General features: G+C 55.5%; 31 protein-coding genes. 20 read left to right on the top strand and 11 right to left on the bottom strand.

The genetic code is table 11. The annotated features are described in order from the left end of the window. The first annotated feature begins 253 nt into the window (after window positions 1-253). Window positions 254-2095, top strand: coding sequence for a hypothetical protein (locus tag ACIOZM_RS19400; protein WP_401216409.1), 1842 nt, complete (start codon window positions 254-256; stop codon window positions 2093-2095). 51 nt (window positions 2096-2146) lie between these two features. Here ACIOZM_RS19400 and ACIOZM_RS19395 read toward each other — a convergent pair whose 3' ends face one another. After that, on the bottom strand, window positions 2147-3553 hold the full coding sequence (locus tag ACIOZM_RS19395; protein ID WP_401216408.1) for a DUF2252 domain-containing protein: 1407 nt from the start codon (window positions 3551-3553) through the stop codon (window positions 2147-2149). Between the two features lie 140 nt (window positions 3554-3693). Here ACIOZM_RS19395 and ACIOZM_RS19390 point away from each other — a divergent pair, with 140 nt between their 5' ends. Further along, window positions 3694-4632, top strand: a complete 939-nt coding sequence (locus ACIOZM_RS19390) for a YeeE/YedE thiosulfate transporter family protein (RefSeq protein WP_401216407.1) — start codon at window positions 3694-3696, stop codon at window positions 4630-4632. A 10-nt stretch (window positions 4633-4642) separates the two neighbouring features. On the opposite strand, the gene ACIOZM_RS19385 is transcribed toward ACIOZM_RS19390, so the two are convergent. Beyond that, on the bottom strand, window positions 4643-5074 hold the full coding sequence (locus ACIOZM_RS19385) for a hypothetical protein (RefSeq protein ID WP_401216406.1): 432 nt from the start codon (window positions 5072-5074) through the stop codon (window positions 4643-4645). A 190-nt stretch (window positions 5075-5264) separates the two neighbouring features. Between ACIOZM_RS19385 and ACIOZM_RS19380 the strand changes: the two genes are divergently transcribed. Beyond that, window positions 5265-6305: a DMT family transporter gene (locus ACIOZM_RS19380; RefSeq protein ID WP_401216438.1), complete on the top strand. Its 1041-nt coding sequence runs from the start codon at window positions 5265-5267 to the stop codon at window positions 6303-6305. Between the two features lie 172 nt (window positions 6306-6477). Here the strand turns inward: ACIOZM_RS19380 and ACIOZM_RS19375 are convergent, their stop codons facing one another. From ACIOZM_RS19375 to ACIOZM_RS19340, 8 genes are all read right to left on the bottom strand, one after another. Next, window positions 6478-6990, bottom strand: coding sequence for a hypothetical protein (locus tag ACIOZM_RS19375; RefSeq protein ID WP_401216405.1), 513 nt, complete (start codon window positions 6988-6990; stop codon window positions 6478-6480). Then, complete coding sequence (locus ACIOZM_RS19370) at window positions 6983-8053, bottom strand: hypothetical protein (protein ID WP_401216404.1); 1071 nt, start codon at window positions 8051-8053, stop codon at window positions 6983-6985. The genes ACIOZM_RS19375 and ACIOZM_RS19370 overlap by 8 nt, the downstream gene beginning before the upstream one ends. Before the next feature lie 52 nt (window positions 8054-8105). Next, a complete protein-coding gene (locus ACIOZM_RS19365; protein WP_401216403.1) occupies window positions 8106-9287 on the bottom strand; it encodes an Arm DNA-binding domain-containing protein in 1182 nt (393 codons plus the stop codon). Between the two features lie 186 nt (window positions 9288-9473). Next, entirely contained in the window at window positions 9474-9824 is a 351-nt protein-coding gene (locus ACIOZM_RS19360) for a hypothetical protein (RefSeq protein ID WP_401216402.1), read from the bottom strand. After that, entirely contained in the window at window positions 9817-10014 is a 198-nt protein-coding gene (locus ACIOZM_RS19355; protein WP_401216401.1) for a hypothetical protein, read from the bottom strand. Before ACIOZM_RS19355 ends, ACIOZM_RS19360 begins: the two co-directional genes overlap by 8 nt. A 241-nt stretch (window positions 10015-10255) precedes the next feature. Then, window positions 10256-10441, bottom strand: coding sequence for a carbon storage regulator CsrA (gene csrA / locus ACIOZM_RS19350; protein WP_401216400.1), 186 nt, complete (start codon window positions 10439-10441; stop codon window positions 10256-10258). A 127-nt stretch (window positions 10442-10568) separates the two neighbouring features. After that, a complete protein-coding gene (locus ACIOZM_RS19345; RefSeq protein ID WP_401216399.1) occupies window positions 10569-10883 on the bottom strand; it encodes a LuxR C-terminal-related transcriptional regulator in 315 nt (104 codons plus the stop codon). Between the two features lie 82 nt (window positions 10884-10965). Further along, a complete protein-coding gene (locus ACIOZM_RS19340; RefSeq protein ID WP_401216398.1) occupies window positions 10966-11718 on the bottom strand; it encodes a LexA family transcriptional regulator in 753 nt (250 codons plus the stop codon). 108 nt (window positions 11719-11826) lie between these two features. Between ACIOZM_RS19340 and ACIOZM_RS19335 the strand changes: the two genes are divergently transcribed. From ACIOZM_RS19335 to ACIOZM_RS19260, 16 genes are all read left to right on the top strand, one after another. Then, on the top strand, window positions 11827-12126 hold the full coding sequence (locus ACIOZM_RS19335) for a Cro/CI family transcriptional regulator (protein ID WP_401216397.1): 300 nt from the start codon (window positions 11827-11829) through the stop codon (window positions 12124-12126). 505 nt (window positions 12127-12631) lie between these two features. Then, window positions 12632-12958, top strand: coding sequence for a hypothetical protein (locus tag ACIOZM_RS19330; RefSeq protein WP_401216396.1), 327 nt, complete (start codon window positions 12632-12634; stop codon window positions 12956-12958). Then, the gene (locus ACIOZM_RS19325) at window positions 12955-13203 is read left to right on the top strand and encodes a hypothetical protein (protein WP_401216395.1); all 249 of its coding nucleotides are present in this window, start codon (window positions 12955-12957) and stop codon (window positions 13201-13203) included. Before ACIOZM_RS19330 ends, ACIOZM_RS19325 begins: the two co-directional genes overlap by 4 nt. Window positions 13204-14332: 1129 nt before the next feature. Further along, window positions 14333-14689, top strand: coding sequence for a hypothetical protein (locus tag ACIOZM_RS19320; protein ID WP_401216394.1), 357 nt, complete (start codon window positions 14333-14335; stop codon window positions 14687-14689). Beyond that, complete coding sequence (locus ACIOZM_RS19315; protein ID WP_401216393.1) at window positions 14686-14976, top strand: hypothetical protein; 291 nt, start codon at window positions 14686-14688, stop codon at window positions 14974-14976. The genes ACIOZM_RS19320 and ACIOZM_RS19315 overlap by 4 nt, the downstream gene beginning before the upstream one ends. Further along, window positions 14973-15755, top strand: coding sequence for a phage antirepressor KilAC domain-containing protein (locus tag ACIOZM_RS19310; protein WP_401216392.1), 783 nt, complete (start codon window positions 14973-14975; stop codon window positions 15753-15755). Before ACIOZM_RS19315 ends, ACIOZM_RS19310 begins: the two co-directional genes overlap by 4 nt. Then, window positions 15752-16369 carry a hypothetical protein gene (locus ACIOZM_RS19305; RefSeq protein ID WP_401216391.1) on the top strand — a complete coding sequence of 206 codons (618 nt, stop codon included), beginning with the start codon at window positions 15752-15754 and terminating at the stop codon, window positions 16367-16369. Before ACIOZM_RS19310 ends, ACIOZM_RS19305 begins: the two co-directional genes overlap by 4 nt. Beyond that, on the top strand, window positions 16366-16590 hold the full coding sequence (locus ACIOZM_RS19300) for a hypothetical protein (RefSeq protein WP_401216390.1): 225 nt from the start codon (window positions 16366-16368) through the stop codon (window positions 16588-16590). Before ACIOZM_RS19305 ends, ACIOZM_RS19300 begins: the two co-directional genes overlap by 4 nt. Continuing rightward, complete coding sequence (locus tag ACIOZM_RS19295) at window positions 16587-17294, top strand: helix-turn-helix domain-containing protein (protein ID WP_401216389.1); 708 nt, start codon at window positions 16587-16589, stop codon at window positions 17292-17294. Before ACIOZM_RS19300 ends, ACIOZM_RS19295 begins: the two co-directional genes overlap by 4 nt. Further along, on the top strand, window positions 17275-18078 hold the full coding sequence (locus tag ACIOZM_RS19290) for an ATP-binding protein (protein WP_401216388.1): 804 nt from the start codon (window positions 17275-17277) through the stop codon (window positions 18076-18078). The genes ACIOZM_RS19295 and ACIOZM_RS19290 overlap by 20 nt, the downstream gene beginning before the upstream one ends. After that, window positions 18075-19448: a replicative DNA helicase gene (locus ACIOZM_RS19285; RefSeq protein ID WP_401216387.1), complete on the top strand. Its 1374-nt coding sequence runs from the start codon at window positions 18075-18077 to the stop codon at window positions 19446-19448. Before ACIOZM_RS19290 ends, ACIOZM_RS19285 begins: the two co-directional genes overlap by 4 nt. After that, complete coding sequence (locus tag ACIOZM_RS19280; RefSeq protein WP_401216386.1) at window positions 19445-19729, top strand: hypothetical protein; 285 nt, start codon at window positions 19445-19447, stop codon at window positions 19727-19729. The genes ACIOZM_RS19285 and ACIOZM_RS19280 overlap by 4 nt, the downstream gene beginning before the upstream one ends. After that, window positions 19726-20115, top strand: coding sequence for an antiterminator Q family protein (locus ACIOZM_RS19275; RefSeq protein WP_401216385.1), 390 nt, complete (start codon window positions 19726-19728; stop codon window positions 20113-20115). Before ACIOZM_RS19280 ends, ACIOZM_RS19275 begins: the two co-directional genes overlap by 4 nt. Before the next feature lie 152 nt (window positions 20116-20267). Further along, window positions 20268-20732, top strand: coding sequence for a hypothetical protein (locus tag ACIOZM_RS19270; protein WP_401216384.1), 465 nt, complete (start codon window positions 20268-20270; stop codon window positions 20730-20732). Window positions 20733-20995: 263 nt separating this feature from the next. Further along, window positions 20996-21361: a hypothetical protein gene (locus ACIOZM_RS19265; RefSeq protein WP_401216383.1), complete on the top strand. Its 366-nt coding sequence runs from the start codon at window positions 20996-20998 to the stop codon at window positions 21359-21361. Between the two features lie 50 nt (window positions 21362-21411). Continuing rightward, on the top strand, window positions 21412-21690 hold the full coding sequence (locus tag ACIOZM_RS19260) for a hypothetical protein (protein WP_401216382.1): 279 nt from the start codon (window positions 21412-21414) through the stop codon (window positions 21688-21690). 57 nt (window positions 21691-21747) lie between these two features. Here the strand turns inward: ACIOZM_RS19260 and ACIOZM_RS19255 are convergent, their stop codons facing one another. Beyond that, window positions 21748-22023 (bottom strand): hypothetical protein, encoded by a 276-nt coding sequence (locus ACIOZM_RS19255; protein ID WP_401216381.1) that lies wholly within the window; start codon window positions 22021-22023, stop codon window positions 21748-21750. Window positions 22024-22148: 125 nt separating this feature from the next. On the opposite strand from ACIOZM_RS19255, the gene ACIOZM_RS19250 reads away from it, so the two are divergent. After that, window positions 22149-22469 carry a phage holin family protein gene (locus tag ACIOZM_RS19250; RefSeq protein ID WP_258449127.1) on the top strand — a complete coding sequence of 107 codons (321 nt, stop codon included), beginning with the start codon at window positions 22149-22151 and terminating at the stop codon, window positions 22467-22469. The last annotated feature ends 230 nt before the right edge of the window (window positions 22470-22699 follow it).

Here is a 22699-nt window from a genome sequence, read left to right as displayed (position 1 = left end):
AGTGGACTGTACAGGTTTGATTACAAGGGAGCGGTGAAGAAAAATTCATCTGGTTTGTCGCGCAATTCATCCCGCTTACAAGGCGTGCAAAACGCAGTCGGCGTAAACAGCGCTTCACGCTGAGGAGCCTCGGCAGTCATCATAGGCAACTAAATGCATGACGGACTGTTCAGGCAAGCCAATCGGCAAGCCTTCTCTGATTCAGAGCCCGCGTCGCAAAACCGGATGATTTATCTACAAGGAGTAGAAGCACATGTTGCATCGCATTGTTCCCATGATCCTGGCTGCGGTCGTCTGCTGCGCGCAGGCCGAGGCTCAGGTCCCGACAATGCCGGCCCCTAACGCGGCGGCGCTGTGGCGCGACGCACAACGCTTGAACCGCGAAGGCTTGTTGGCGCAGGCCACGGTTGCAGCTAGAGCGGCCATGGAGACCGGACGCAGCAGCGGTGGCGTCCTCGACTTCACCGACCTTGATGCTGGAACCTTGTTGGTTGAATTGCTGCACAAGCAGGCCCGATACGACGAAGCCCGCCAAGCCGCGCAGGAGCAGATTGCGTACTGGGACCGGCAAGCTGCCGCCGACGGGCGCTCGAACCGACGCGATTCGCGAATTATCAGCATGCTTGGCCGGGCTATCGAAGCGAGCATGCAGGCGGGTGAAAAAACACAGGTCACCCGTCTGCAGGAAAAACTGTTCGCCGTTGCCAGCCCCGATGCCGGTTTATGGAGTTTGTCGCCGCAGGAGCCGCGCTTGCGCTACACCCTGGCTGATTTTTCGATGCCGCTGATGCTCGGGCAGTGGAAAGTGACGAAGTTCGAGCCAGCGGCAAGACGCGATGACAACACCTATGTCCTTTATACGCAGGAGTTGAAGGGCGGGCGTTTAAGTGCCGAGATCGCCTTGTCTTATGACGAAGCCCAACGCAGGGTAAGTGCCGCACAGCGCCAGGAATCGCTCAAGTCCTACCAGCAGCGACACCAGGCAACCCCACTTGAATTGGCGATGCCTGATCTCGCCCTTGATGGCCTGACATCTTTCAAGCGCGGAGAGCCATCGGTGTGTGAGGGTAAGGAGTGCATCAATGTTCACTGGCTGATGCAACGTGGCGATTGGCGCATGGACATCGATGTAACGTTTGCTCCGGGAGACGAGGCTCTGGCCGCGGAGCAAATGCACCAGTTGTTTGCCGCGCTGAAATGGAACAGCGCACCACCGTTGTTTCGCCAGCGGCCGATGGCCGAGCAAGTTCGCGATATCGAGTCAACTGCAGCGATTCCCGGTGGCATGAACAAGGCGGCTCATCTGGCGCAGCAGGCGCTGCCCGATGCGTACTTTGCGCCAGAAATCGCACGGCTGCAGACCTACATTGGCCTGGCGCAATACCGCCAGGGAAACCTCGACGCTGCACGCCACTCGCTGGACGTGGCCATGCCTGCCTGGGAGAGCGCCTATGCCGATGAAATCCTCCGCCACAATGCGTTCGACTACGCAGCGGACATTGCTTATCGCCAGGGGCGAAACCAGGAGGCTGTCGCACTGAGCCGCAAACTCATCGCGTGGATGGAAACTGGTGCGACGTTAGGCTGGGCCGTACCGAACGACGGAAATACCTTGGTCAACCGCATCAAAGGCGTGCACTTACCTCTGCGGGTCGGCGATTACCGTGTGCGCATGGAATCCCAAGGTCGTTTCTTTTATGAAAACCTGCAGACCGGGGCACAACTGGGTCTCATCTTGGGCATGTCGCAGTCGTCTGACCAGGAACTGGAATTGTTGCTGCGGGACTTCATGTCGAAAACCCTGAGCCTGCAAGCCGCCGGTGTACGCAAGACAGGGTTTTCACCCAAGTCGGATGCCAGTGGCGGCGCTCAGCCAAGCGGACACCAATGGGAGTTCGATGTGACGCCGCTGCCGGACGAACAACAGGTCTCCAGTGAGGACCTGTTCAGTGGCATCACGCACAAGACACCGACGAAGATGGTCTTCTGGATCGTCGATCGCAAAGAGCAACGATCGATGCTGCGCGCACCTGTCACGGACAGTGGTCGATCAAGGCTCGAAGCGGAACAAATTGCCAAAGCGCTATCGTGGTAGAGGCGGGTTGCCGGGGCTGGATTTATCCTGCCTCCGGCATTTTGAGCTGACTCAGGGCATGTGATCCGCCGCGAAATCAGCCTCTGAGCGCGCCCGCAGTCGGCCCTTGCGGCAAGCTTCCTGAAAGCGCTCGAAGTCGCGTTCGTTCTGCTCGGTATAGTTTCGCGAGTATTTGACCAGCGCATCCGCCAGTGCATCGCCCTTGCCGATGTAACCGCTGATCTGTGCTGCGTTACCGGAGGCCTTGGCATGGGCGCGGGCCAGTGCCCGACCGCAAACCCGGGCGTAGGCGGCGAAGGTTTCGGCGTCGAAGTTTTCCAGTTCGGCGGAAATCTTCATGTCGCGTAATTGCCGCACATAAAAATGCCGACCGTTGGGGCCGGTGGTCCAGCCGAGGAACAGATCACTGGCCGACTGCATCAATCGCTGCCCTTCGACCACCCGTTGCCCTTCGTGACGCACCCGGCATCTGGCCTTGACGTAGTCGGCCAGCACCGAGCGCCGCGCTTCCTTGAATTGCAGAAACAGTGGGCATTCCTGATCGTCAGTCAGCAGCGCCACCAGACAGCGGGTGCCGACACTGCCGACGCCGACCACTTTGAACGCCATGTCATGCACGTTAAAACGCGATAGCAACTCGCGTCGGTCAGCCTGAAGCGTGCCCCGATAATCACGCATGAACGTGTCATACAGCGGGCGCCAATCCGAGAGCCGCAACCAGTCATCGTCGGCGTCCAGCAGCGTCGTATTTTTGTGCAGATGGAAAATCTCCGGCAGGTCATCGCGAATAATCAGATGCCCCTTGGCATCGCGCTCGCTGATCTTTGGGAGCAGTTCGGCGTGGGTGCGCCGCTCGGCTTTGTCGATGGCGCGTTGCACATGTTCCAGCGCACTCTTGCGCGCCTGATCGAGCAAATCTTCGTAGCGAATGGATTCGTACCAGGTTTCCAGCGCACCTTGTTCGGCGCACTCGAGCATGGTCGCTTGATAAGCGCTGACCATCTGCCGGCAGACATCTTCCTCGACTGAATCGCCGTGGCGCAGATCCCTCGCCGCTACCACAAAACTTGCCGCCAGCCGTTTTAGATCCCACTCCCACGGTCCGGGATGGGCTTCGTCGAAATCATTGACGCTGAACAGCAGATTGCGCTCCGGCGTGGCAAACCCGCCGAAGTTCATCAAGTGCGCGTCCCCACAGATCGGCCCGGTCAGCCCCATGTCCGGCGTGCTCGACAGATCGTGGGCCTGCAACAACGCATTGCCGCGAAAAAAAGTAAACGGCGAGACCAGCATGCGCCCGTAACGCAGTTCGACCAGCGATGCGACGCGGCCCTGACTCGATGCCTTGATCAACGGGATCGGGTCACGGTTCATCTTGCCGGTGGTTGCCTGAGCGCTTCGCGAGCAGTCCTTGCGGGCATCCTTGCCTTGTTGCATACGGTCTTTGAGGGTGGTCATGAGCGCTCTTTTTGTCGGCGTTGGAGGGCGATTGCGCTGTGAGTGTAGAAGGGGTTTCGCGGTTTATCCGGCGGGCTGCATAACGACTAATCTCTACTTCAGCGTTCGTCCGATCCCGCGACCCGGAAACAGGGAGGCTCGTGCTTTCACTGCTGATCTCGTTGCTGCTGGCCTTCCTCATCGGCTGGGTGTCCCAGCGCATGGGCATGTGTCTGGTGAATGCCACCGGGCAACTGTTGCGGCGCCGGCCGACGTTGTTTGTCGCGCTGATTTCCTGCGGCTTGTTCGGCCTGCTGCTGGGGCCGTTGTATGGCGCGTTCGGCTTTAGTCAGCCGCTGTTCATTCCTGAAGTCGGTTATGGCTCGCTGGTCGCTGGCGGCCTGTTGTTCGGTCTTGCTTCGGTGCTGAATGACGGGTGCAGCGTCGGCACTCTGACCAAACTGGCCAGCGGTCATTTCGCTAAAGCGTTCACGGTGATCGGTTGGGTGCTGGGCATCGTCCTCTGGCATCAGCTGAACATGCTCGCCGAGCACAAAATCCTGCAAATGCCGACGATTTCCAGCCACCAGTATTGGCTGACCATCAGCATCGTGCTGCTGGTGCTGCTGTTCTTGATCCGCATCCACGGCGACCGGCGCGTGGTGGTTTCAAGCATGCTGCTTGGCGCGCTGACCAGCGCCCTCTACACCTTCGAACCACTGTGGACGCCGAGCGTGTTTTTCTATGACGTCTCGCGCCTGTTTTGGGCGATGGATGAAAGTGCGCTGACCGTGCAGCGCTTGGCCGTGTTCGGCATGCTGATGCTGGGCATGCTGGTTTACACCTTGCACCGCCAGACTTTTCGCTATCAGCGGCTGGAAAAGTCAGCAGTGGGGCGTCATCTATTGGCGGGCGTATTGATGGGGATTGGCGCCTCGATGATGTTGGGCGGCAATGACTCGCAGATCCTGCTGGTGTTTCCAACGATGACCTGGATCGGCGTGGTACCGCTGGCAGCGATTGTGTCGGGGATTTTGCTGGGAATTGGCGGGCGGGCAGTGTTGCGCGATAACCCGAAATGGCTGTCGGGTTATCGCTGAGCAGATGTCTTCAGGGCGCTTTGTTGCTGTTCGTTTTGTCGTCGGCAAGGATCAAGGTCACCGTGTATTTGGCCACTGCATCCCGCCGTGCGGCGTTGCGCATCAGGTAAACCTGTACCGTGTATTCGCCATCGGCCGGTAACGGACCAGCAAAGTGATTACCCTTGATCGAGCCGTTGAACAGCGCCTCATCCGAGCCCTTGGCGATGACATTGAAGTACGCGGACGTGCTGGACGGTTTGAAGTCGACGGTCAAAATCTGCCCGGCCTTGGCGTTCAGTTTGTATTCGTCGGTTTGGTAGCCCTTGATTGACTGTTTGAACTGCACACTGCCGACGGAGCTTTTGTAGGTGACTTGCTGAACCCGTGGGGCGGGCGCGTCGGCTGCGATGGCGGGCAGGGAAACCAGTAGGGCCAGAGCGGCGGCGATGTGGATTTTCATGTTTCTCCTCCTGAGTATTGATGGCGCATACGCGTAACCGTGGCGTTGAGTATAAGTTTGCATCCTTCGGCGGGGAGACTTACTGCCCAAATCAGTTATTCCGGCACGAATAAACTGTTCACATAATTCTCACTCGGGTCAGGTGATGATGCTCATCTGTTCCCATCAGCCTGACAGGGCGAATCCCATGATGAATTTGAGCGTGGTCTACGCGCTGATTGCGGCGGCGTTGTTTGGCGCCAGCACGCCGCTCGCCAAACTGTTGGGCATGCAGACGTCTCCCATTCTGTTGGCCGGATTGCTTTATCTGGGCAGCGGCCTGGGCCTGAGCATCGTGCGCGTTGTTCGTGATCGAGGCTGGCGCTCCCCCGGACTTGCAGCCGGAGAGTGGCCATGGCTGGTTGGTGCGATTTGCTTCGGAGGCGTGCTTGCGCCGGTTGCACTGATGTTCGGTTTGACCAGGACTTCGGGTTCAACTGCGTCGTTGATGCTCAACCTGGAATCGGTGCTCACGGCGGTATTGGCGTGGGTGGTGTTCCGGGAAAATGCTGATCGACGAATGGTGATCGGCATGCTCGCAATCGTTGCCGGCGGCGTCGTTCTCTCGTGGCCGCAACGGACGGTGTCGGCGGAAGACTGGATCGGACCGCTGGCGGTGGCATTCGCCTGCCTCTGTTGGGCCATCGATAACAACCTGACCCGCAAAGTCTCAGCCTCCGACGCTGTGTTTATCGCCGGCAGCAAAGGTCTGGCGGCGGGTCTGGTCAATTGCTGTCTGGCATTGGCGATAGGCACGCAGTTACCCAGCGCGATCACAATTGCGCCGATCATGCTGGTCGGTTTTCTCGGCTACGGTGTCAGCCTGGTGGCGTTCGTCCTCGCCCTTCGTGGTCTTGGAAGCGCTCGCACCGGAGCGTACTTTTCCACCGCGCCATTTCTGGGCGCAGGAATCTCGATACTGATACTGGGCGAGTCAACCTCGCTGATGTTCCTGATCGCCGCGGCACTGATGGCCATCGGCGTGTGGATTCACCTCACGGAGAATCATGCTCACGAGCATCAACATGAACCCCTCGAACACCGCCATCGCCATACGCATGATGAACATCACCAGCATCAGCATGATTTTGAGTGGGACGGGGTAGAGCCGCATAGTCATCCGCATGAGCATGTGCCGATCCGGCATAGTCATCGGCATTTTCCGGATATTCATCATCGGCATGGGCATTGAGTGGGGGGGACTTTCATTGCGGGTGAATGAAAGATGAGGCTCCAGATGCGACAAAGCCCGCACTGGGCGGGCTTTGTTGTTTAGCGTTGGTGGAGCCGGGGGGATTTGAACCCCCGTCTAGTCCGCGTGTTACGTCGCTTACAACGCATATGCTGCCATTTTGCTGTCATTCTCAAACGTCGGCGTTCCTTTCTTGCGCTTCCCTGCGTGTGTGCAGGTCGTCGATGAAAAGATAGTTAGCGTAAATGACACTCATGACTGCCGAGCATTGAACTAGGGTGAGAAATATTACAATTCCTGCTCCCGTCGCCTTAATCGCCTCACGATATTCGATATAAATTGGCATTCCCGAGATTACAAGTTTAAACAAATAAATCATTGTTATACAAATTGCAACTGTCCCGGACTCCATAATGCTTCCGACGATGCTTTCTAAACGGCGGGTGTCTTGCATTGTGGCGGTGAAGTCTGCAATTTTTATCTTGTCTGGATCCTGCAATCGTTTTATGGCATTAGGATAAACGAATGCTATCCATATACCCATGATCGTAAATACCATGCCCGAAATGGCTAATAGCGTGTTGCAATAATCTTTGAAATCTGAGTACGTGAATATAGAGTTTTGCCAAAATACCACTCCGCCAAATAAGGCGGCAGCTAGAGCCATGAGTGATAATTTAACCATTTGCTTCGGCCTGTTTGGTTAGTATGTCTTTTTTGAGAGGAGCTAAATAGCGATCTCGACTGGCCTTAATAGTAGCATATATATCGGTTGCTTGGAAAACTGGACGTCCATTGTCTTCTATCGAGATATGCTCTGTTAGTCTATATTTACTTGCCCAGACAATCTTGCCCGGCTTGTTGTCCAGCACAAACCCAACATCTTCCCATACATTCGCATCGTGATTGGTAGCATGGGTTTCGATAATTTTTTCAATTTCTTTGGTTGTTGGCTGCGCTTCAATACGCAACTCAACTTTTCGCGATGAGTTGTCTTCCGCAGAAATAAAAGGTACCGTGAATTTTCTGAAATAATTTGCGAAGCCTTTTCGTTTATCGACCTCTTTAATAGAGACGGTCTCGCGCCTAACTATCTGAGTTACTCGTCTTGCTAAATCCTGCATTTCCGCTGACGAAGTGGATAGCGACTTCATCGACAGATCAAATTGAAAGTAATACTTAAACTTGTCTTCGTCGTCATCTATCATCTCAAACCTGGTGAAGCCTTTTTCGGTTGAGCTGACTTTGTACTCTGGCAACGGTACTCTGAAATTCATGCAGCCGCTGACCCAATCTTGAAACATTGCTGAGTCTGTGCGTGAGTTGTCAAATTTTATTGAAGCGATTATATCTAGTTCAGGAATAACCCAGTAATAGCATGGCCTCCCCCAAATCATCTGTTTGTTAGTCTTGGTTTTTGTTTGTTCTACCGCTTGCTCAATGGTTCCGTCCGCGTTTACTGTTATACCGTACAGTGGGCCGTGTCGATCAGAATCTCCCTTCCACAATACTAGGAAATAATCTCCTGTTTCTTCATCATGGTGCACAGCGTGGCAGTAACAAGGAGTTTTGTTCTTGTTTTTACCGGCATCCCACGGATTTGTCGCTTCAAAGTTACGGCCGTTCTTCCAGTTTTTAAGCTTTGAAAATGTTTCAGCTAAATCTAAGCCTTTAGGTACTTCGCTGAAATGCCGGTAGAGGCCGCACTTATTTGCATTAAAGAAATTGATATATCCGCTTTGAAGCATTCCGAAAGTCCTTTTAGGAGAAGGTGAGGGTTGAAGCTACCATTGAGGCTGGCTAAGCGCCATATAGACCTTCGGCTTTCGTCGCGGGAAGAGCACTGAAAAGGTTTTCAGCTTTACTTCCCGCTTGGTCATCGGTCGTTGGCATCCAGCGCCCATACACCCTCGCAATCATTGTCCAATCTGTATGTCCCATCTGCTTGGCAACCCACATCGGGTGCTCGCCGGCGGACAGCATCATCGAGGCATACGTATGTCGGGTTTGGTAAGGGCGGCGGTAACGAACTCCTGCCTTCTTCATTGCGGGCACCCACATCGTTTTCCGGATCGGCCCGTCGCCCGCCCAACGTTCGAGGGTGCGTGGGTTCTGGAATATCTCATTGTCAGCAAGGAACGTGTGCGCCTTCTGCGCTTTCAACGCTTCCAGTGCTGGCCGAAGGAGCTTCACACTTCGACGCCCAGCAGCGGTCTTCGTGGTTTCAGCTGTACCTTTGCTGGCTTGGGTCATTGCGCGGCTCACCATGACCTCTTCCCGCAGCCAATCGATATCGCCCCAGTCCAGCGCCACCAGCTCACTCGTGCGTAGGCCAGTCCATAGGGCGAACTGCATCATGTTGCGTGCCTGGCCGGTGAGTGCACCCAGCACCGCCTGCTGCTCCTCGGGACTGAACGGGTCGACGTCGTCTTCTTTTGGCGGCGCGGCCTTTCGGGAGTACGTCCAGCCCGCCAGCGGATTTTGCTCGATCATCTCCTCCTCAGTCGCATCGTTGAGCGCGGAACGGAGACAGCTCTGGATATTGCTGAGTGTTTTGTTGCTTACTTCTAGGGTGTCGAGCCAATCTCGCACCGCCTTGCGCTTCAGCTCCACGAGCATAGTGTCGCCAAGGGCCGGGATCAGGCGCAGCGTGACCAGCTTTCGATAGCCATCGAACGTACTGCTCGCGACATGCTTCTTCTTCGCCTCGAGCCACTTGGTCAAAAAGCCGTTCATGGTTTCGCGGGACGCCTCGGGCGCGAACTTCGCCGCCCGGGCAGATCCTGGAAACGTCACCGAATAGTCGAAGGTGCCGATCGATATCGCGTGCTCGATCGCAGCCTTGTGCTGTTCGGCTTTCTTCAGATTAGTGGCGGTGGGCTTGAGCGTGATCCGCTCGCGGCACCGGACGCCCCGATACATGAACGTGATTTCGATGCTCGTATCGGAGACCGCCCGAACTCCCCGCCCGCCTCTACCCATGACTCATATCCTTCTACGTCGAGAAGCGTCCGGCCATCCGGCGCTTTGATCCATATCTCACCGAGCCGCCAGATCCCGTCACGGATCTTTGAGCGGATCGCGTCTTCTGTGTAGCCAGACTCGCTGGAAAATTTCCTGACGGTCACGTAGCGCATGACTTCACCGTGTTTCGTGTCGCGACACGTTTTAATCGTTCGCGTTTTGTGTCGCGTCACGGCCATGCGTCACGCGAGCTGGAAATGCCACGCCTTCCCACTTTCCGGCCATCCCACGAATGTGATGACGGTCAACGTGTGGGCGACGTGGTTTGCTTGCATACAAGTTGGCGCAGGCGGCGAACCGCTCGGCATCGCCCGTTGCATCGATCAGCACCTGGTGCTCTGTCGAGTTGACCTTGATCCAACCGTCTTTCGTTTTCCCGTGGTCGGTGGTGCGGCTCAGGATGAACCGACGGCCGCTGTTTTTGGCTCCTACCGATGACTCGTTCAAGTAGTAGGCGATCGCGCCCTGGCGTACGCGCAGGATTGTTTTAGCCATCACGGCGAGCCTCCGACTCAGCAACCGCTCGCAATTTCAGCTTGATGCCGCAAGAGCTGGCCAGCGCGGTCAACTGCCCGACAGTGGTGTCAGGGCTTTTGAGCGCTTGGCCGAAGCGGATCAGTCGCTCGCCGAGTTTTTCCAGGTCGCTTTGCAGGTGCAGATGCGTTCCTTGAGTCACGATCGTCATAGCTGGAACCTCTCAACTTGTGGGAGCGGGGCTGGCGAAGCCGCTGGCATCGGCTCGTTCTTAATGTGACTGGGCTTCACATTTACCTGTGGGAGCGAACGGTCAGGCAGGCAACTGATGCCGGTGTTGTTCACGATCCAGCAAGTAACGCCGCGCTGGCTGTCGTGCTGCACACTGATGACCTGTTCGCTGGCGCTTGCGTGACCCGCCGTCAGCAGTAGCGAGATTAAAAGAGTGCGAATCATCGTTGACCACCCTTCGGCAGACCCGCCTGAATGCGCTGGTAGATTTCCTCGCGATGTACTTCAACGTTCGCTGGTGCCGTGACACCCAAGCGCACTTGCTGACCGCTGACGCCAAGCACTGTGATGCTGATGTCGTCATTGATGCGGATGGTTTCACCAGCTTTCCGGGTGAGGATCAGCATTGCATTGCTCCTTTTTCAGGCCGAGCGAATCCCGGCCGCGTTGTTGGCTTTCGCAAAAAATCGTCTTGGAATGGGTCAGGCTTCGCTGATCACCGGACTGCGCCCGCGCACAGGCGCACGCCGTTGATCACGCGATGAAGACGCTATTTGTGGAGGTCTGTTCTTGATGGTGATGTGGATCTGGGTAAGCGGGGAATGGAATTGCTATGGAAATCAGGCCGCGGCGCATAGCCTCAGCGACCAATGCTGGACGCCTATAGACACCCAGCTTGTGCATTGCTGACTCAATGCGACCTTTGATTGATCGAGGTGAGAGGCCGTCCTTGCGGGCAATTTCCTTATCAGTGTGACCCGCAGCTACCGATAGCAGGCAAAACAGCTCGCGCTCAGCAAGGCCATGACCAAGGAGGCCGCGCCATAAACCACAAGTGACAAATTCCATGATGTGAAGCTCCAAATCTCGTAGAAGATGGAGCTATAGTGCTGGCGGGATTTATACAAGTCAATCCCTGCGGGATTATTTTTTAAAGGCCTGCCATTTTCACATCAACGACGCGACCGATTGCTAGCCATTCCTCACCGATTTCGACCGGCTTATACGAGGGGTTGAGCGGAACAAGGTAAAAAGTCCCTGCCTCCTTTACGAACTGCCTAAAGGTCTTTTCCCCGTCATTATTTTCAGCAATGTAATACTTGCCGCTGATCAAATCGAAGCCTTGCGGCTTGATCAAGATGCGAGTTCCAGCAGGGAAACTAGGACTTCCACTGTGGCTCATGGAAGATCCCTCCACGGTGAGCCAGTATCCATTCTCGCCGGCGTCCTCGGTGGATGGTAGGTACTCCACCCCTTGCTGCATCCTCTTGTTTCTAAGCGGATGCACTTGGTTGCCGGTTTCAGTCCACGATATCAGCGGATACTTCTTTGCTTTTATCCACCGTTGGGCGGCCGGCTCCAAAGTGGATTCATCGCGCTCTCCCTGATGCATGTCTGCAAGCCCTTCGCCTGAGATCGACCGAGTCATCATCGCGATATGTTTTGCGATACGAGGGGAAAAGCTCTCGACAGGCACGCCAAGAAGCCGAGACACCTGGACCGCGAAAGGGGTGTTTATAAGATTTCTGCCATTGAGGTAATGGCTGAATGAACCTTGGTTCATCCCTAGCGCAGCGGCGGCTTTTTCTTGCGTCAAGCCGAGCGTTTTACGCTTTTCCATGAAAATGGCCTTGAGCGCAGCACATTCCTCTTTGCTTTCGGGGGCGAGCTCTTTCTTTTTCATAATCCGACCATATGTCCGGCGGCATTAAAATTCAAATGCCGCAAGCATTGACTTTAAAAAATCCCGCCAGCACTATTTAAATAGAACCGAAATTGTGGAGTCACTCCGGTGCAACGAATTCCTCTTGCTGAATACGCAGCAAAGCGACATGCCGGGACAGCCGAAAAACTGGGTATGAGTCAAGGCTCTTTGAGTAAGGCTATCCGTGAAGGGCGGTCCATTTTTGTGATCGTTTCCAACGACGGCAATTTGTCCGCCATCGAAGAAAAACCCTTCCCGGGTCAGCGGCGCCATCACACGCCCAACCGACACGCAAATAATAATCCCACAGGGTTTGAAGCGTCAGGTTCAGATGTACCTGTGAATCCATCCAGTACCAAGTTCGCCCAAAAACCTCGCCCCTCCTGAGGCCCTCGCCTAATGGGTATCTTCCAGAACTGCGCGATTGCAATTCAAAAGGAAGGCCCCTCCAGGGCCTGGTCAGCGCCTTCCTATGATTGACTTTTGCCTGCCAAATGAAAAAAGGAGCACTCGTCAGTCACCAAGTTAGATGGGAGCCCTCTGAAATTTCCGCGCATGCGCGGATTTTCTGAAAATGCGACGACTTATTACATAAAGGCGACGGGTTGGCGTTTTCGGAAAAATTTAATCGTTATAGCGCCCCTCGGCCTTCGCACTGATAGGTGTGAGTTGCAGTTTTTGGAGATGTGATATGCGCGCTCGAACAACTATTCCGCCAATCCGTCCGGGGTAGGTAACGACCCTCTCAGGGGAGGGGGTTGCATTAATTTTGTGTCGTGGATCATGGGGGAACCTAAACGCCAAGCACAAAAAAGCCCGCTTCGCAGGCGGGCTTCTTAACCAGACCCTTCGCAGGGGTCTTCGTACTACTTCGTCTTTAGGAGGCGAATCAATGCACCCAAAAAATAGCACCAACCCACTGGCGTCGCAAGTTTTGCTTACAACTCATGTCGGCTTTTGCGATACCCCGATCGATAACCGCGGCATTCAGCTGCTGAACGTATCGCCTGGCGCGAACGCCGAGGATGCCTTGCAAACCGCAAAGGTCTTGTCATCTGGCCTTGGTCAGATCTGCCGCCATATGCACGACAGCCTGAACATGGGCGAACTGGCTTACTGCGACGGCATGGCTGCGCTCGGGTTTCTCGCCGAGACGGTCAGCGCGTTGGTCTGGTCGGTTCAAAAAGGCGCTGAAACAGCAGGAGAGGCCGTCCAATGATTACCTCAGACCCAACCATCAAAGGTCTGGCTGACGAAGCCGAATTTCAACTAATCGTCGCGCGGGAAAACCTCCAGTGGCTGTCTGCGCTCGCCCGAGCAATCGCTAGGGATGCGAAGGACGCCGACGGTCGAGACGTTGAGCGCTTGATTGGCCTGGTCAGCTATTTGGACGACACCGGCTTCTCTGGAATTGATGATGCAATTGACCAGTTCAAGGCTGCTTCTGCTGGTGTCGCGACATAAAACATGGGCATTGAAAACGTGTCGCGCAACAGTGCGTGTTGAATGTAGGGGCAACATGAGTAGAGCAGGTTATATGCAACTACACGTATCGTGGATATTTACACTTTAAGTGTAAAAAATTGGCGCAAATGAACTGTTTTCGTGCGCTGAGCTTCGTGTCGCGACACGTTTTAGTTTTGTGCGTTTTGTGTCGCGACATATTTTCGCTAGTGAGAAAATAATGGACTAAGTTACCGAATAGAGCAACGGAGGAACAGCGAATGAACCTCAAGAGGAGCTCATTTGTGTCCCTTTAGGCCCCATGAATACGGGGGTTTAGCCGGTCAGTCCCTGGGTGACTGAGGCATTGTGAGTGCATTGTGAGTGCTGCTGAGTGCTCTAGAGTGCTTCTGTGGTTACAGTTTAAACGTAAATTCTGGCGAGAAAATGTACGGGGATAGAAGTTGGACAGAGAGTACGATGCAAAAAGTTAAAAAATCAGTTCTTTTTTTTTAGATGCGCCGCTACCATGCGAACACACCTAAGGTGTTCTGGTGATAAATGAAACAAATTGATTTGCTCTAGCTGGTGTTCGCTGATTGAGATTTTTCAGTCGGCATCGCAGGCAAGAAAAACCCCCGGTAGTGAGATACCGAGGGTTAGATCGGGAAAGGGCGGTGAGACGCCCTCTGTGCACCGGTTAGGGCAACACATAAACCCCGAGGGGAGAAGCATTTGAGACGGCTTCGATGAGTTTACCGTAAAAGGTAAACTCGGGCGGACTGTAGTACCGAAGGGAATAATGCGCTACTGGTTTTTTATGCAGTAGCGCCCTTTCCGATGGCTTGCCACCTTTTGACCTGTTCACAGGTACGGGTGGTCTACAGAACGATCCTCTCGGTTTTTCCAGTTCTTGGAGATACCGCACATGGCACAAACCGCCACCCGCAGTACCGATGTACCCAACCTGCCAATCCCAGGTGCCCGCGCTACAGCAGCCCAGCTCTGCGCCAAGTACCAAGTCAGCCGCGCCACCTGGTGGCGCTGGTCAAAGACGCCTGGATTTCCTGAGCCAATCCGCTTTGGTCGTTCCGTCCGCTGGGACCCCGAGCCCGTCGATGCATTCCTGACGAATCAGGAGCGCTAACTCATGACGAACAACAACACCTGCGCATGCGCGGGACGGGGATCGGCTTGTCCGGAAAAAGCCAATAAAGCGCTTATCTCCAGTGCTGCCTCACAGGTAGCCAGTGATGCTTTAGAGCTGCTACGCGCTACTCATGAACGGTTGGAGCACATGACTGCCGTTTTCAACTCGGTCTCGACCGACCAGAAACACAACCACTCTCACAACGTTAAGGACCTCGCCGCCCTAGGTGGTTTTCTTGGTTACGACTGGGCCAATTATGTCGACTCCCAGGTCGGGCACATGCAAAAGGAACTGGACGCAGCGGAGGCCACCAATGATGAATTCCAGAATCTCCCGCGCCAAGGAGCTGCCCAATGAACAATCTCCCTTCTGTTCTTTTCATTGACGGTGAGCTGCTCGCCGACGTGACTGTCAGCTCTGAGCAAATGGCCAAGCTGAACGAGGCGCGCGCAACCTTCCGCGATCTCCGGTCGATACTGCTGGCGCAGGTCGTGCCATCGCTCGAAGGCGGCTGGAGCAACCCGATCGCCACAGAGATCGAAAGTCGGCTGGAGTCGATTACTTTTGATACTGGCAATTTTTTCTGGAAGAGCCGCCACGCCGGCGCCGCGCACGATGCGATCAACGTCGGGAGTGTTCAATGACCATCGCCAAATTCCAAGGCGGCGATGCCGTCACCATGACCAGTCTCGAATTGGTCGACTTCATAAACGGGCGCCGCGCGGAGGATGGTCCAGTTTTGGATCATGGGGACTTCCTCAAGAAAGTGCCAAAGGTGCTGGGAGTAGTAGCCGGAAGTTTTTCCACCTATTACACAGCGAGCAACGGCAAAAAGAATCCTTGCTACCGCTTCCCAAAACGCGAGTCGTGCCTGATGGCTATGTCCTACAGCTATGACTTGCAGGCGTCGGTCTTCGATTACATGACCGAGCTTGAGCAGAAGCTGGCCAACCCTCAAGCCAGCGTCATGGCCGCTCTCAGTGATCCGGTGGTGCTGCAAGGCTTGCTGCTGGAGAACGTCGGCAAGGTAGTGGCCCTTACGGCTGACAACAAGGAGCTATCAAGCGAAAACCTGATGCTCGAGCAGAAGGTCGTTTCCGATGCTCCGAAGGTCGAGTTTCACGATCACGTCGTCATTTCTCACGGTGTCCATTACGTGCGTGAAGTTGCGCAATCCCTCGGCACTGGGCAACAAACCCTGTTCGAGTTCATGCGTTTCAAAGGCTGGGTTGATCGCCGCAATGTTCCCTATCAAGACAAAATCCGCGCCGGCTACCTGGTCGCTTCCCCGCATACGTATTGGGATCAGGAAGAGGGCGTACGGAAAACCAAATTCACCTGCCGCGTTACCGGCAAGGGTTTGACCAAACTGCAAGCCTTATGGGCGAGTCGCGACAAAGATCTGCTGGAGGATCGGCCATGAGCACAATGAGTCTTGAAGTGGCAGAGAAAATCGCCAGCATCGCGCATAAACCAAACCTCTCTCAGCGCACCTTGTTCATTTTGATGCGGCGGACCATCCGGAACAGCATCAGACATCGTGCGCAGATCCAGGACGAGCGCCGCATCTTTCGGCGGGAGGCCGCGAAGCTTAAAGCGTATCTTCCGTTTGCCCAGCGCCAGATGGACATACTGATCGAGAAGTCCAAGAGCCATCGCGACGATGATCTCAAGATGATCAAACAGGGTCTTGTTGGGTTCGGTTACAACCTGATCAAAGATGCTGAGGGCGCCTATGGGTCCATCGGCTTTTCCGGGATGTGTGACCTACTTAGCATCAACCCTGTGCATAGGGAGGAGGCAGCCCGGGATTCAAAAAGCCTGGCCGATTTGATCTACGTTGCTCGATTGGAGGATAGCGTCAGCCCTAAGTCTGAGGCTTGGGGCGAGGGTGGCCCACTGTTCGAGGCCTGCTTCTTGGCCATGATCGAATGGATCAAGACGGCACCAGAAGAATATCTGCCAGATATGTTCGGCCCGGGATCTCCGTTCGCTGGCGTCCAGTTGGTGGAAGTGAAGGTGGAGACGTTGCAATGAGCATCCGACCGCAAACCACAACCGCCGAGAAAGGCCCCGTGTCGGTGATTGCCGGCCCGTGGCCGAGTTACACGGCATTCAAAGATTTGCCAGAGCGTGATCGCTGGGTTCTGTACGGGTCCGCCAAGGCCTATCGCCAAGCGCTTGAAGATCAGGGGCTGGTAATGGCCGAAGGGTACGACGCCTTCATTCGCCGTGTGACTGGAGAGCTTGACCTATGAGCATGGATTTGATGGTCAAAGTCTTGAAGACAAAGGTCGGCAATCCGCTGCGCAAACTGGTGCTGATCAAGCTGGCTGATAACGCAAACGACCAAGGTGAGTGCTGGCCGTCTTATCAGCACATTGCCGACCAGTGCGAGATCGATCGCAGCACAGTTCGTAGGCACATCAAGAACTTAAACGAGCAGGGTTTGCTACGAATCGAGAATCGCGAAGGCCCCAAGGGGAACTCTTCAAATCTGTATTACCTGACCCTTTGGGGTGTAGGCACAGAAAGCACACCTGTAGGCCCAGAAAGCACAGGGGGTGTAGGCACAGAAAGCACCAGAACCAGTCACCTTTCTGAACCAGTCAATGAACCTAAACCTATGGGCACTACAGGCTCGATGGAAGGGTTTGAACAGTTCTGGAAGTTGTACCCGAAAAAGAAGTCTCGCAAAGACGCCGCCAAGGCTTGGGCGAAGCTGAAACCGAACGAGGAGCTACGCCAAATCCTGATTACTGCTTTGGGCAGTCACTGCGTTTCTGAAGACTGGGCGAAGGATGGTGGGCGTTACATCCCGAACGCCGCGACCTGGCTCAACGGCGAGCGCTGGCATGACGAGCTAGCACCGGCGACCGCGAAACCTTCGACCTACAACAACCTGCCGACCCACACCCCCGACATGTATCCGGAGGCGCCACATGGCCAAACCAATTTCTAACTTCAGCCGCGTGCCGGATGTTCGCTACTTCGAGGCTCAGTGTCTGGCGCACGGCACGGTCGACGGCGCCGAAGTAGAGCAGTTCGACGGCTCTTACCTAGTGCGCACCTGCCGTCGGTGCCAGTGGGAGGCGATGAACACTGCCGACACCCGCAGTGAAGCACACACGCAGGCACTGGCTCGCCGCAAGGCTACGGCGCTGAACGAGCTGCTGATCGGCTCGGGCATCACTCCGCGCTTTGCTGATTGCACCCTGGATAACTTCACCACTGGCGCGGCGCTGGAAAAGGTTCGCGCCTTGGCGATCTGCCAGTCTTACGTCGACCAGTTCGAGGAGAACTACCGCGCCGGTCGCTCGCTGATCCTGTCCGGCAATGTAGGCACTGGGAAAACTCACTTGGCCAGCGGCATCGTGCAGCAGGTGATCCGGAAGTTCGGCGCGTTGGCGCTCATCGTCTCGGCCGCTGAAATCATCCGCATCGCCAAAGGCGCGATGGTGCGTGGCGCCGAATACACCGAGCGCGACGTGATCAACGAACTGGCAGGGCTGGACCTGCTGGTGATCGACGAAGTCGGCGCGCAGAAGGGCAGCGAATACGAGCTTGGCCTGCTGCACGAAGTCATTGATCGCCGGTATCAGCTGGTGCGCCCCACCGTGGTTGTGTCAAACCTTCCGGCCAGCACCCTTGGCCAGTTCATCGGCGACCGCGCTCTTGATCGTCTGCGCCAGAATGGTGGTCAAGCAGTCGGCTTCAGTTGGTCCTCGAAGAGGGCTACCGCATGAGCGAATATCGCGAACTTTTCAGCGATGAGGCTGAACACGCATTGCTGGGCGCAATGCTGCTGGATGGCGAGCTGTTCGACGCCATCACCGGTCAGGTATCGGCGGCGGACTTCCACGATCCGGAGAATGCTGCGCTGTTCCAAATAATGATTGGATGTCACTTGACAGGTAATCCTGTCGACCCGGTAACGCTTCATGACTTCGCTGAGTACCTGCCTAGCGGCACGCGCACAATGGCCTACGCCGGCGAGCTGGCGCGCAATACGCCCAGCACCGCCAACTGGAAGGCCTACGCCAAGGTGGTGACAGAGCGCGCAGTGCTGCGCCGTCTGGTGGACGCTGCTGACACGGTGCGCGAGCTGGCCACCGAGAATCGGCCGGTCGCCGAGATCATCGCCAGCGCTCAGTTGGCAATGGCGGATCTGCGCGACTTGCAAACTGGAGAACCGGACTACAAGCGCATGGACGAGGTGGTGACGCGCAACATCGACATCATCGACTCCAAGTTCAACGGCACGCTGCAATCTGGTCTGTCGACCGGGCTGGTAGATCTGGACAAGATGATCCGTGGCCTGCGGAAAAAGACCGTCACCATCGTGGCCGGCCTGCCGGGGAGCGGTAAAACCACGCTCGGTCTGCAGATCGCCCAGCACATCGCGTGCAGCGGTGCCGGAGTCGGCATGGTGTTCTCGTTGGAAATGCCGGAGGAGGAGCTGGGCAATCGTGCGCTGGCGTCCATCGGCGGTATCGACCTGCGAAAACTCGATGACGGACAGCTGCAGGACGATGACTGGCCGCGGCTGACCTCGGCGGTGAGCAAGATCCTCGATATGCCGCTGTTCGTTTGCGACAAGTCTGGTCTGACGGTGGCGCGCATCCGCAGCATCGCCCGCCAAGTACAGCGCACTCATGGCCTCGACGTGGTGGTGATCGATTACATCGGCCTGATCGGCTCCGACGGTAAGTCGTTCAACCGTACCTCGGAGCTCGGCAAGATCTCGACCGGCATCGTGAACATCGCCAAGGAGCTGGAAGTGCCGGTGATCCTGCTGGCGCAACTGAACCGCAACTCGACTAGCCGCCCGGGCAAAAAACCAATCGCCTCCGACCTGCGCGACTCCGGACAGATCGAGGCGGACGCTCACTGCATCATTCTCGTTCATCGAGACAATGACTCGGAGGAGGGCCAGAACGGCGTCACCGAGCTGATCATGCCCAAGTGCAGGCACGCGCCGGTCGGTTCTTGCCTCGTTCAGCAGCAGGGGCAGTACGCCCGATTCGTCAACTTCGCCGGCAACCGCGAGCCATCCAACGAAGAAGTGGAGATCAACCGCTCCTTCGCCAGTCAGTACAGGGGAGCATCCCGATGAGTAACGTAACTGCGGCACTTCCGCGCAAAAGCTTGACTGCGGTCGAATGCAAGTTCCTGAAGCAAGGCAACCGCCTACTGCTGGAAAAGACGAACGGCCGGATTGGCTCGGCGGCTTTCATGGACATCATTGCCGACTGGCACGCGTCCCGTGCCAGCTTGGGATTCGAGGCGTTCGCTCGCCTCTGGATCGCCGAAGGCAACGCCAAAAACAAAATCGCTGACAAGCTGCTGCGGGAGCTGTTCGGCATTGCTGAGCCAAACCCGAGGAAGGCAGCATGAAGAAAAGAACGTATGTAGGCAAGGCTCTGGGCGATACCGAGTGGCTGCTGGAACAGTGGGGCTTCTGGCGCATGGATGGCATGGGAGTGCCGAGCTATGTGTCGCCGCTCTGCGCGTTGATCCGAGACAACACGCCATGCACTGGTGGTGTGAAGGAATACAGCCTCACCGATGACTTGGCGCTGGTGATTGATGGCGCGGTAGCACGTCTGATCAACCGGGATACACAGATGGGCGACTTAATCTGGCTTTACTTCGGAGCCAAGTGGCCTGCTCTGCGAATTGCCCGGGCTGCCGGCATCGGCGAAGCCAAAGCACGAGAAGTGATCAAGGCCGGTGTGGCCTGGGTTGACTGCGCGTTAGAACGAGTTCGAGAGGCTTCGTAAAAAAGTCTTTCCACGCGGATAAACACCTGTTTTCATGGCAACGTGTTCAGCTTTAAAGCGCGACACAACAGACAAAGCCCGGCCATTGCGTCGGGCTTTTTTGTGCCCCAGATTCGTGACATGCTAATAAGCCATCACGGAAGGATCACATGATGCCTAGTTTTTCCGATCTGCAGGCCGCTTCCAGTGCGGCAGTAAGTAACGAACGTACCTACTGGAGCAACCTTGTTAGGTTACTTGAGGAGTTTGGAACGCAGTTTGTTAAATATTTGCAGCTGCCATCGCCAACCTTCGTTCTGGAAGGCCGCGAGCGTCACTACGTGACGTTCACTCAGAAAAAATCCATAGGCACCAATTCGACTTTTGATCCATCGGATTACGAGAAGACGGAGCGATCGATCCCCTTCACGATCAACGTAGCACTACCCGACGTTTCACAAGGAAATGTTCGTGAAATATCAATTGATCTCGCCTTGAGTGCAGTGGACGGCAAACCCAGTATCCACAGTGCAGAGTTTATTGGCGGCGAGCGTATTATTCGTTATGACTCCGTCGCATACCGTAGTTCGATGGACAAAATTGCAGACGTTCTCAAAAGCAAGGCCGAAGCCATGTAAACATTACCCGTTGTTTACCATTTCGGACCCCGGCCGACTGCCGGGGTTTTTCGTTTCTGAAGCATTCGATGCAAAGCCACGACTATGTGCCTGGTGTCCCCGTTCGGAAGCTTGATAAGTAATCCTGATTGATGCGCGCCACGTTTTCGCGAGTTTCAATTCGTGGAGCTCTGGATGCCCCATTCTTAGATCGCCGGTTCTGATTCTGGGTGGTGATGCTGTTATGATGGCCAGCTTTCAAATCAGCGTTTTAGAGGGATCTTATGCAGTTGTTTTTGTCGAAGACTTTTGGCGGACTGACCCGCAGCTACTACATCAGGCAGCTTATTTTTGGGTCGTTGTTTACCGCTCTGATTTTGTCGGTCGCGGCCAATAGCCCAACTGGCCTGACGGGTAAGCCTGGGCTGATTGTGATGTCGGTCATCTGCACGCTGCTCTACCCATACTCTCGGTTCGTATATGAAAGCGTTGTAGGCTACGTGATGGGCGGGAACGTATTCTTCGTCAACGCCATCCTTATGCTGATGGTGAAAGGGTTCACGATGGCGATGTGCTGGTCATTTGCAGTTTTCATTGCACCGGTTGGCCTGGCGTATCTCTACTGGCACAACAGCCGACAGGTTTCTTGAGTGCGAAAGCCCAGCCATCGAGATGTTTTTTTTACTGATCAGGGACGAACATGCTTCTCATAACGTTGAAAGAAATGCTCTGGCCTCCGAAAGGCGAGCCTGCCGACGCGCCATCAAAAACAGTGATTGCAATGGCGACCAACCTGCCACTTGAGCAGGCGCTGTCACTGATTCTTGAACACGAACATGCTTATAGACAGCGTTACTCTCAAGCGATCGAGCACAAGCTTCAGGCTGTCAGCAACATTGATGACGTCAGCAAGAGTGTTCTGATGGGGATGGATGTTCGGCTTGTCGAAGATCTTGAGCTAACACCCGAAGCCTTTTAGGCTGTGATTTAAGAGAAAGCCCGGCCATTGCGTCGGGCTTTTTTATGCCGCCGAGTTCTATTTGCTCTGGTTTTTGTAGTAGGCCAAGGCGTCGTAGACAGGTTCGTTGAACTCCACCTGGATAAGATCCTCCCCACGCCGCTTAAAGCGGTAAAAGCTCAAGCCACCCTGAAACCTTATCTTGGTATCCCTCGGTACCTCTCTCAGGGCTTCGACCAGTTCACCCACTGTCATGCTGCTTCCATCGTCCTTCATGCTGCTCTCCGAGTAGTTGAGCCGGTATTTTGCCACGATTGGAAAAGCAGCGTTTTGCATGGTTGGCGTGACTGTCACGGTCGTAATTCATTTTTCTGAGCCTCGGCATTCGCCGGGGCTTTTTCGTTTTCGGCCCCGTGCCTGACTCCTTGCTTCAAGCGGATGTCAGTGACATGGAGGTCGAACCTATTTGAGGACTACAGATGAGCACGGAGCAACAAGCTCTCGCGGATGTGCCCCTTTGGCTTTTGATCCTGCTGAGCATGGCGGGCCTGTCGGGGGAAATGCTGAGAGCATCGGGCAGCGACCTCGGGTTACGACAGATCCTGCAGCGAGTGGCTTTGCGGTTTCTCGCATCGGGTTTGCTGGGAATGGCCACGCTGCTGCTAGCAATGGCGCTCTGGAACAACCTCTATCTGGCTGCCGGATTGGGCATCGTCATTGCGGTAATTGGTGCCGATGTAGCGGGGGGGTTGTACACCCGGTTCTTGGCAAAGAAGGCAGGCATTCAAGTCGACGAGTAAGTCGTTGACAATCAAATATTCCAAGGAGATCGGCCAATGCAGGTCCGCGTGATAGGCAAGGGAGGAAGTTGTGAGTCAAAAGTGAGCCCCGACCTGACTTGGCGCTGACATCGCCGGGGACCCTGGGGTTATCTGAAGGGTACGGGGTCGGAAACCCGCGGGAAAGCGTTAGCCACAGGGCTGGAAAGTTAGTTGACAGTGGTTGACAGGTTGACAAGGAATGCTGGGTT

The organism is Pseudomonas sp. NPDC087346, assembly GCF_044744235.1.
In the GTDB taxonomy this organism is placed as follows: domain Bacteria; phylum Pseudomonadota; class Gammaproteobacteria; order Pseudomonadales; family Pseudomonadaceae; genus Aquipseudomonas.
The sequence above is the reverse complement of the archived record's forward strand: the minus strand, read 5'-3'. Positions and strand labels throughout refer to the sequence as shown.

Excerpts from the sequence above, each read along its gene's own strand:
- ACIOZM_RS19275 (WP_401216385.1), top strand. The coding sequence starts at position 19,726 with ATGAAGAAAAGAACGTATGTAGGCAAGGCTCTGGGCGATACCGAGTGG.
- ACIOZM_RS19300 (WP_401216390.1), top strand. The coding sequence starts at position 16,366 with ATGAGCATCCGACCGCAAACCACAACCGCCGAGAAAGGCCCCGTGTCG.
- ACIOZM_RS19265 (WP_401216383.1), top strand. The coding sequence starts at position 20,996 with ATGCAGTTGTTTTTGTCGAAGACTTTTGGCGGACTGACCCGCAGCTAC.
- ACIOZM_RS19355 (WP_401216401.1), bottom strand. The coding sequence starts at position 10,014 with ATGACGATCGTGACTCAAGGAACGCATCTGCACCTGCAAAGCGACCTG.
- ACIOZM_RS19395 (WP_401216408.1), bottom strand. The coding sequence starts at position 3,553 with ATGACCACCCTCAAAGACCGTATGCAACAAGGCAAGGATGCCCGCAAG.
- ACIOZM_RS19330 (WP_401216396.1), top strand. The coding sequence starts at position 12,632 with ATGCACCCAAAAAATAGCACCAACCCACTGGCGTCGCAAGTTTTGCTT.
- ACIOZM_RS19380 (WP_401216438.1), top strand. The coding sequence starts at position 5,265 with ATGAATTTGAGCGTGGTCTACGCGCTGATTGCGGCGGCGTTGTTTGGC.
- ACIOZM_RS19305 (WP_401216391.1), top strand. The coding sequence starts at position 15,752 with ATGAGCACAATGAGTCTTGAAGTGGCAGAGAAAATCGCCAGCATCGCG.
- ACIOZM_RS19285 (WP_401216387.1), top strand. The coding sequence starts at position 18,075 with ATGAGCGAATATCGCGAACTTTTCAGCGATGAGGCTGAACACGCATTG.
- ACIOZM_RS19345 (WP_401216399.1), bottom strand. The coding sequence starts at position 10,883 with ATGGAATTTGTCACTTGTGGTTTATGGCGCGGCCTCCTTGGTCATGGC.
- ACIOZM_RS19365 (WP_401216403.1), bottom strand. The coding sequence starts at position 9,287 with ATGGGTAGAGGCGGGCGGGGAGTTCGGGCGGTCTCCGATACGAGCATC.
- ACIOZM_RS19315 (WP_401216393.1), top strand. The coding sequence starts at position 14,686 with ATGAACAATCTCCCTTCTGTTCTTTTCATTGACGGTGAGCTGCTCGCC.
- ACIOZM_RS19370 (WP_401216404.1), bottom strand. The coding sequence starts at position 8,053 with ATGCTTCAAAGCGGATATATCAATTTCTTTAATGCAAATAAGTGCGGC.
- ACIOZM_RS19385 (WP_401216406.1), bottom strand. The coding sequence starts at position 5,074 with ATGAAAATCCACATCGCCGCCGCTCTGGCCCTACTGGTTTCCCTGCCC.
- ACIOZM_RS19290 (WP_401216388.1), top strand. The coding sequence starts at position 17,275 with ATGGCCAAACCAATTTCTAACTTCAGCCGCGTGCCGGATGTTCGCTAC.
- ACIOZM_RS19295 (WP_401216389.1), top strand. The coding sequence starts at position 16,587 with ATGAGCATGGATTTGATGGTCAAAGTCTTGAAGACAAAGGTCGGCAAT.
- ACIOZM_RS19280 (WP_401216386.1), top strand. The coding sequence starts at position 19,445 with ATGAGTAACGTAACTGCGGCACTTCCGCGCAAAAGCTTGACTGCGGTC.
- ACIOZM_RS19270 (WP_401216384.1), top strand. The coding sequence starts at position 20,268 with ATGCCTAGTTTTTCCGATCTGCAGGCCGCTTCCAGTGCGGCAGTAAGT.
- ACIOZM_RS19310 (WP_401216392.1), top strand. The coding sequence starts at position 14,973 with ATGACCATCGCCAAATTCCAAGGCGGCGATGCCGTCACCATGACCAGT.
- ACIOZM_RS19260 (WP_401216382.1), top strand. The coding sequence starts at position 21,412 with ATGCTTCTCATAACGTTGAAAGAAATGCTCTGGCCTCCGAAAGGCGAG.
- ACIOZM_RS19340 (WP_401216398.1), bottom strand. The coding sequence starts at position 11,718 with ATGAAAAAGAAAGAGCTCGCCCCCGAAAGCAAAGAGGAATGTGCTGCG.
- ACIOZM_RS19400 (WP_401216409.1), top strand. The coding sequence starts at position 254 with ATGTTGCATCGCATTGTTCCCATGATCCTGGCTGCGGTCGTCTGCTGC.
- csrA (WP_401216400.1), bottom strand. The coding sequence starts at position 10,441 with ATGCTGATCCTCACCCGGAAAGCTGGTGAAACCATCCGCATCAATGAC.
- ACIOZM_RS19325 (WP_401216395.1), top strand. The coding sequence starts at position 12,955 with ATGATTACCTCAGACCCAACCATCAAAGGTCTGGCTGACGAAGCCGAA.
- ACIOZM_RS19375 (WP_401216405.1), bottom strand. The coding sequence starts at position 6,990 with ATGGTTAAATTATCACTCATGGCTCTAGCTGCCGCCTTATTTGGCGGA.
- ACIOZM_RS19250 (WP_258449127.1), top strand. The coding sequence starts at position 22,149 with ATGAGCACGGAGCAACAAGCTCTCGCGGATGTGCCCCTTTGGCTTTTG.
- ACIOZM_RS19360 (WP_401216402.1), bottom strand. The coding sequence starts at position 9,824 with ATGGCTAAAACAATCCTGCGCGTACGCCAGGGCGCGATCGCCTACTAC.
- ACIOZM_RS19320 (WP_401216394.1), top strand. The coding sequence starts at position 14,333 with ATGACGAACAACAACACCTGCGCATGCGCGGGACGGGGATCGGCTTGT.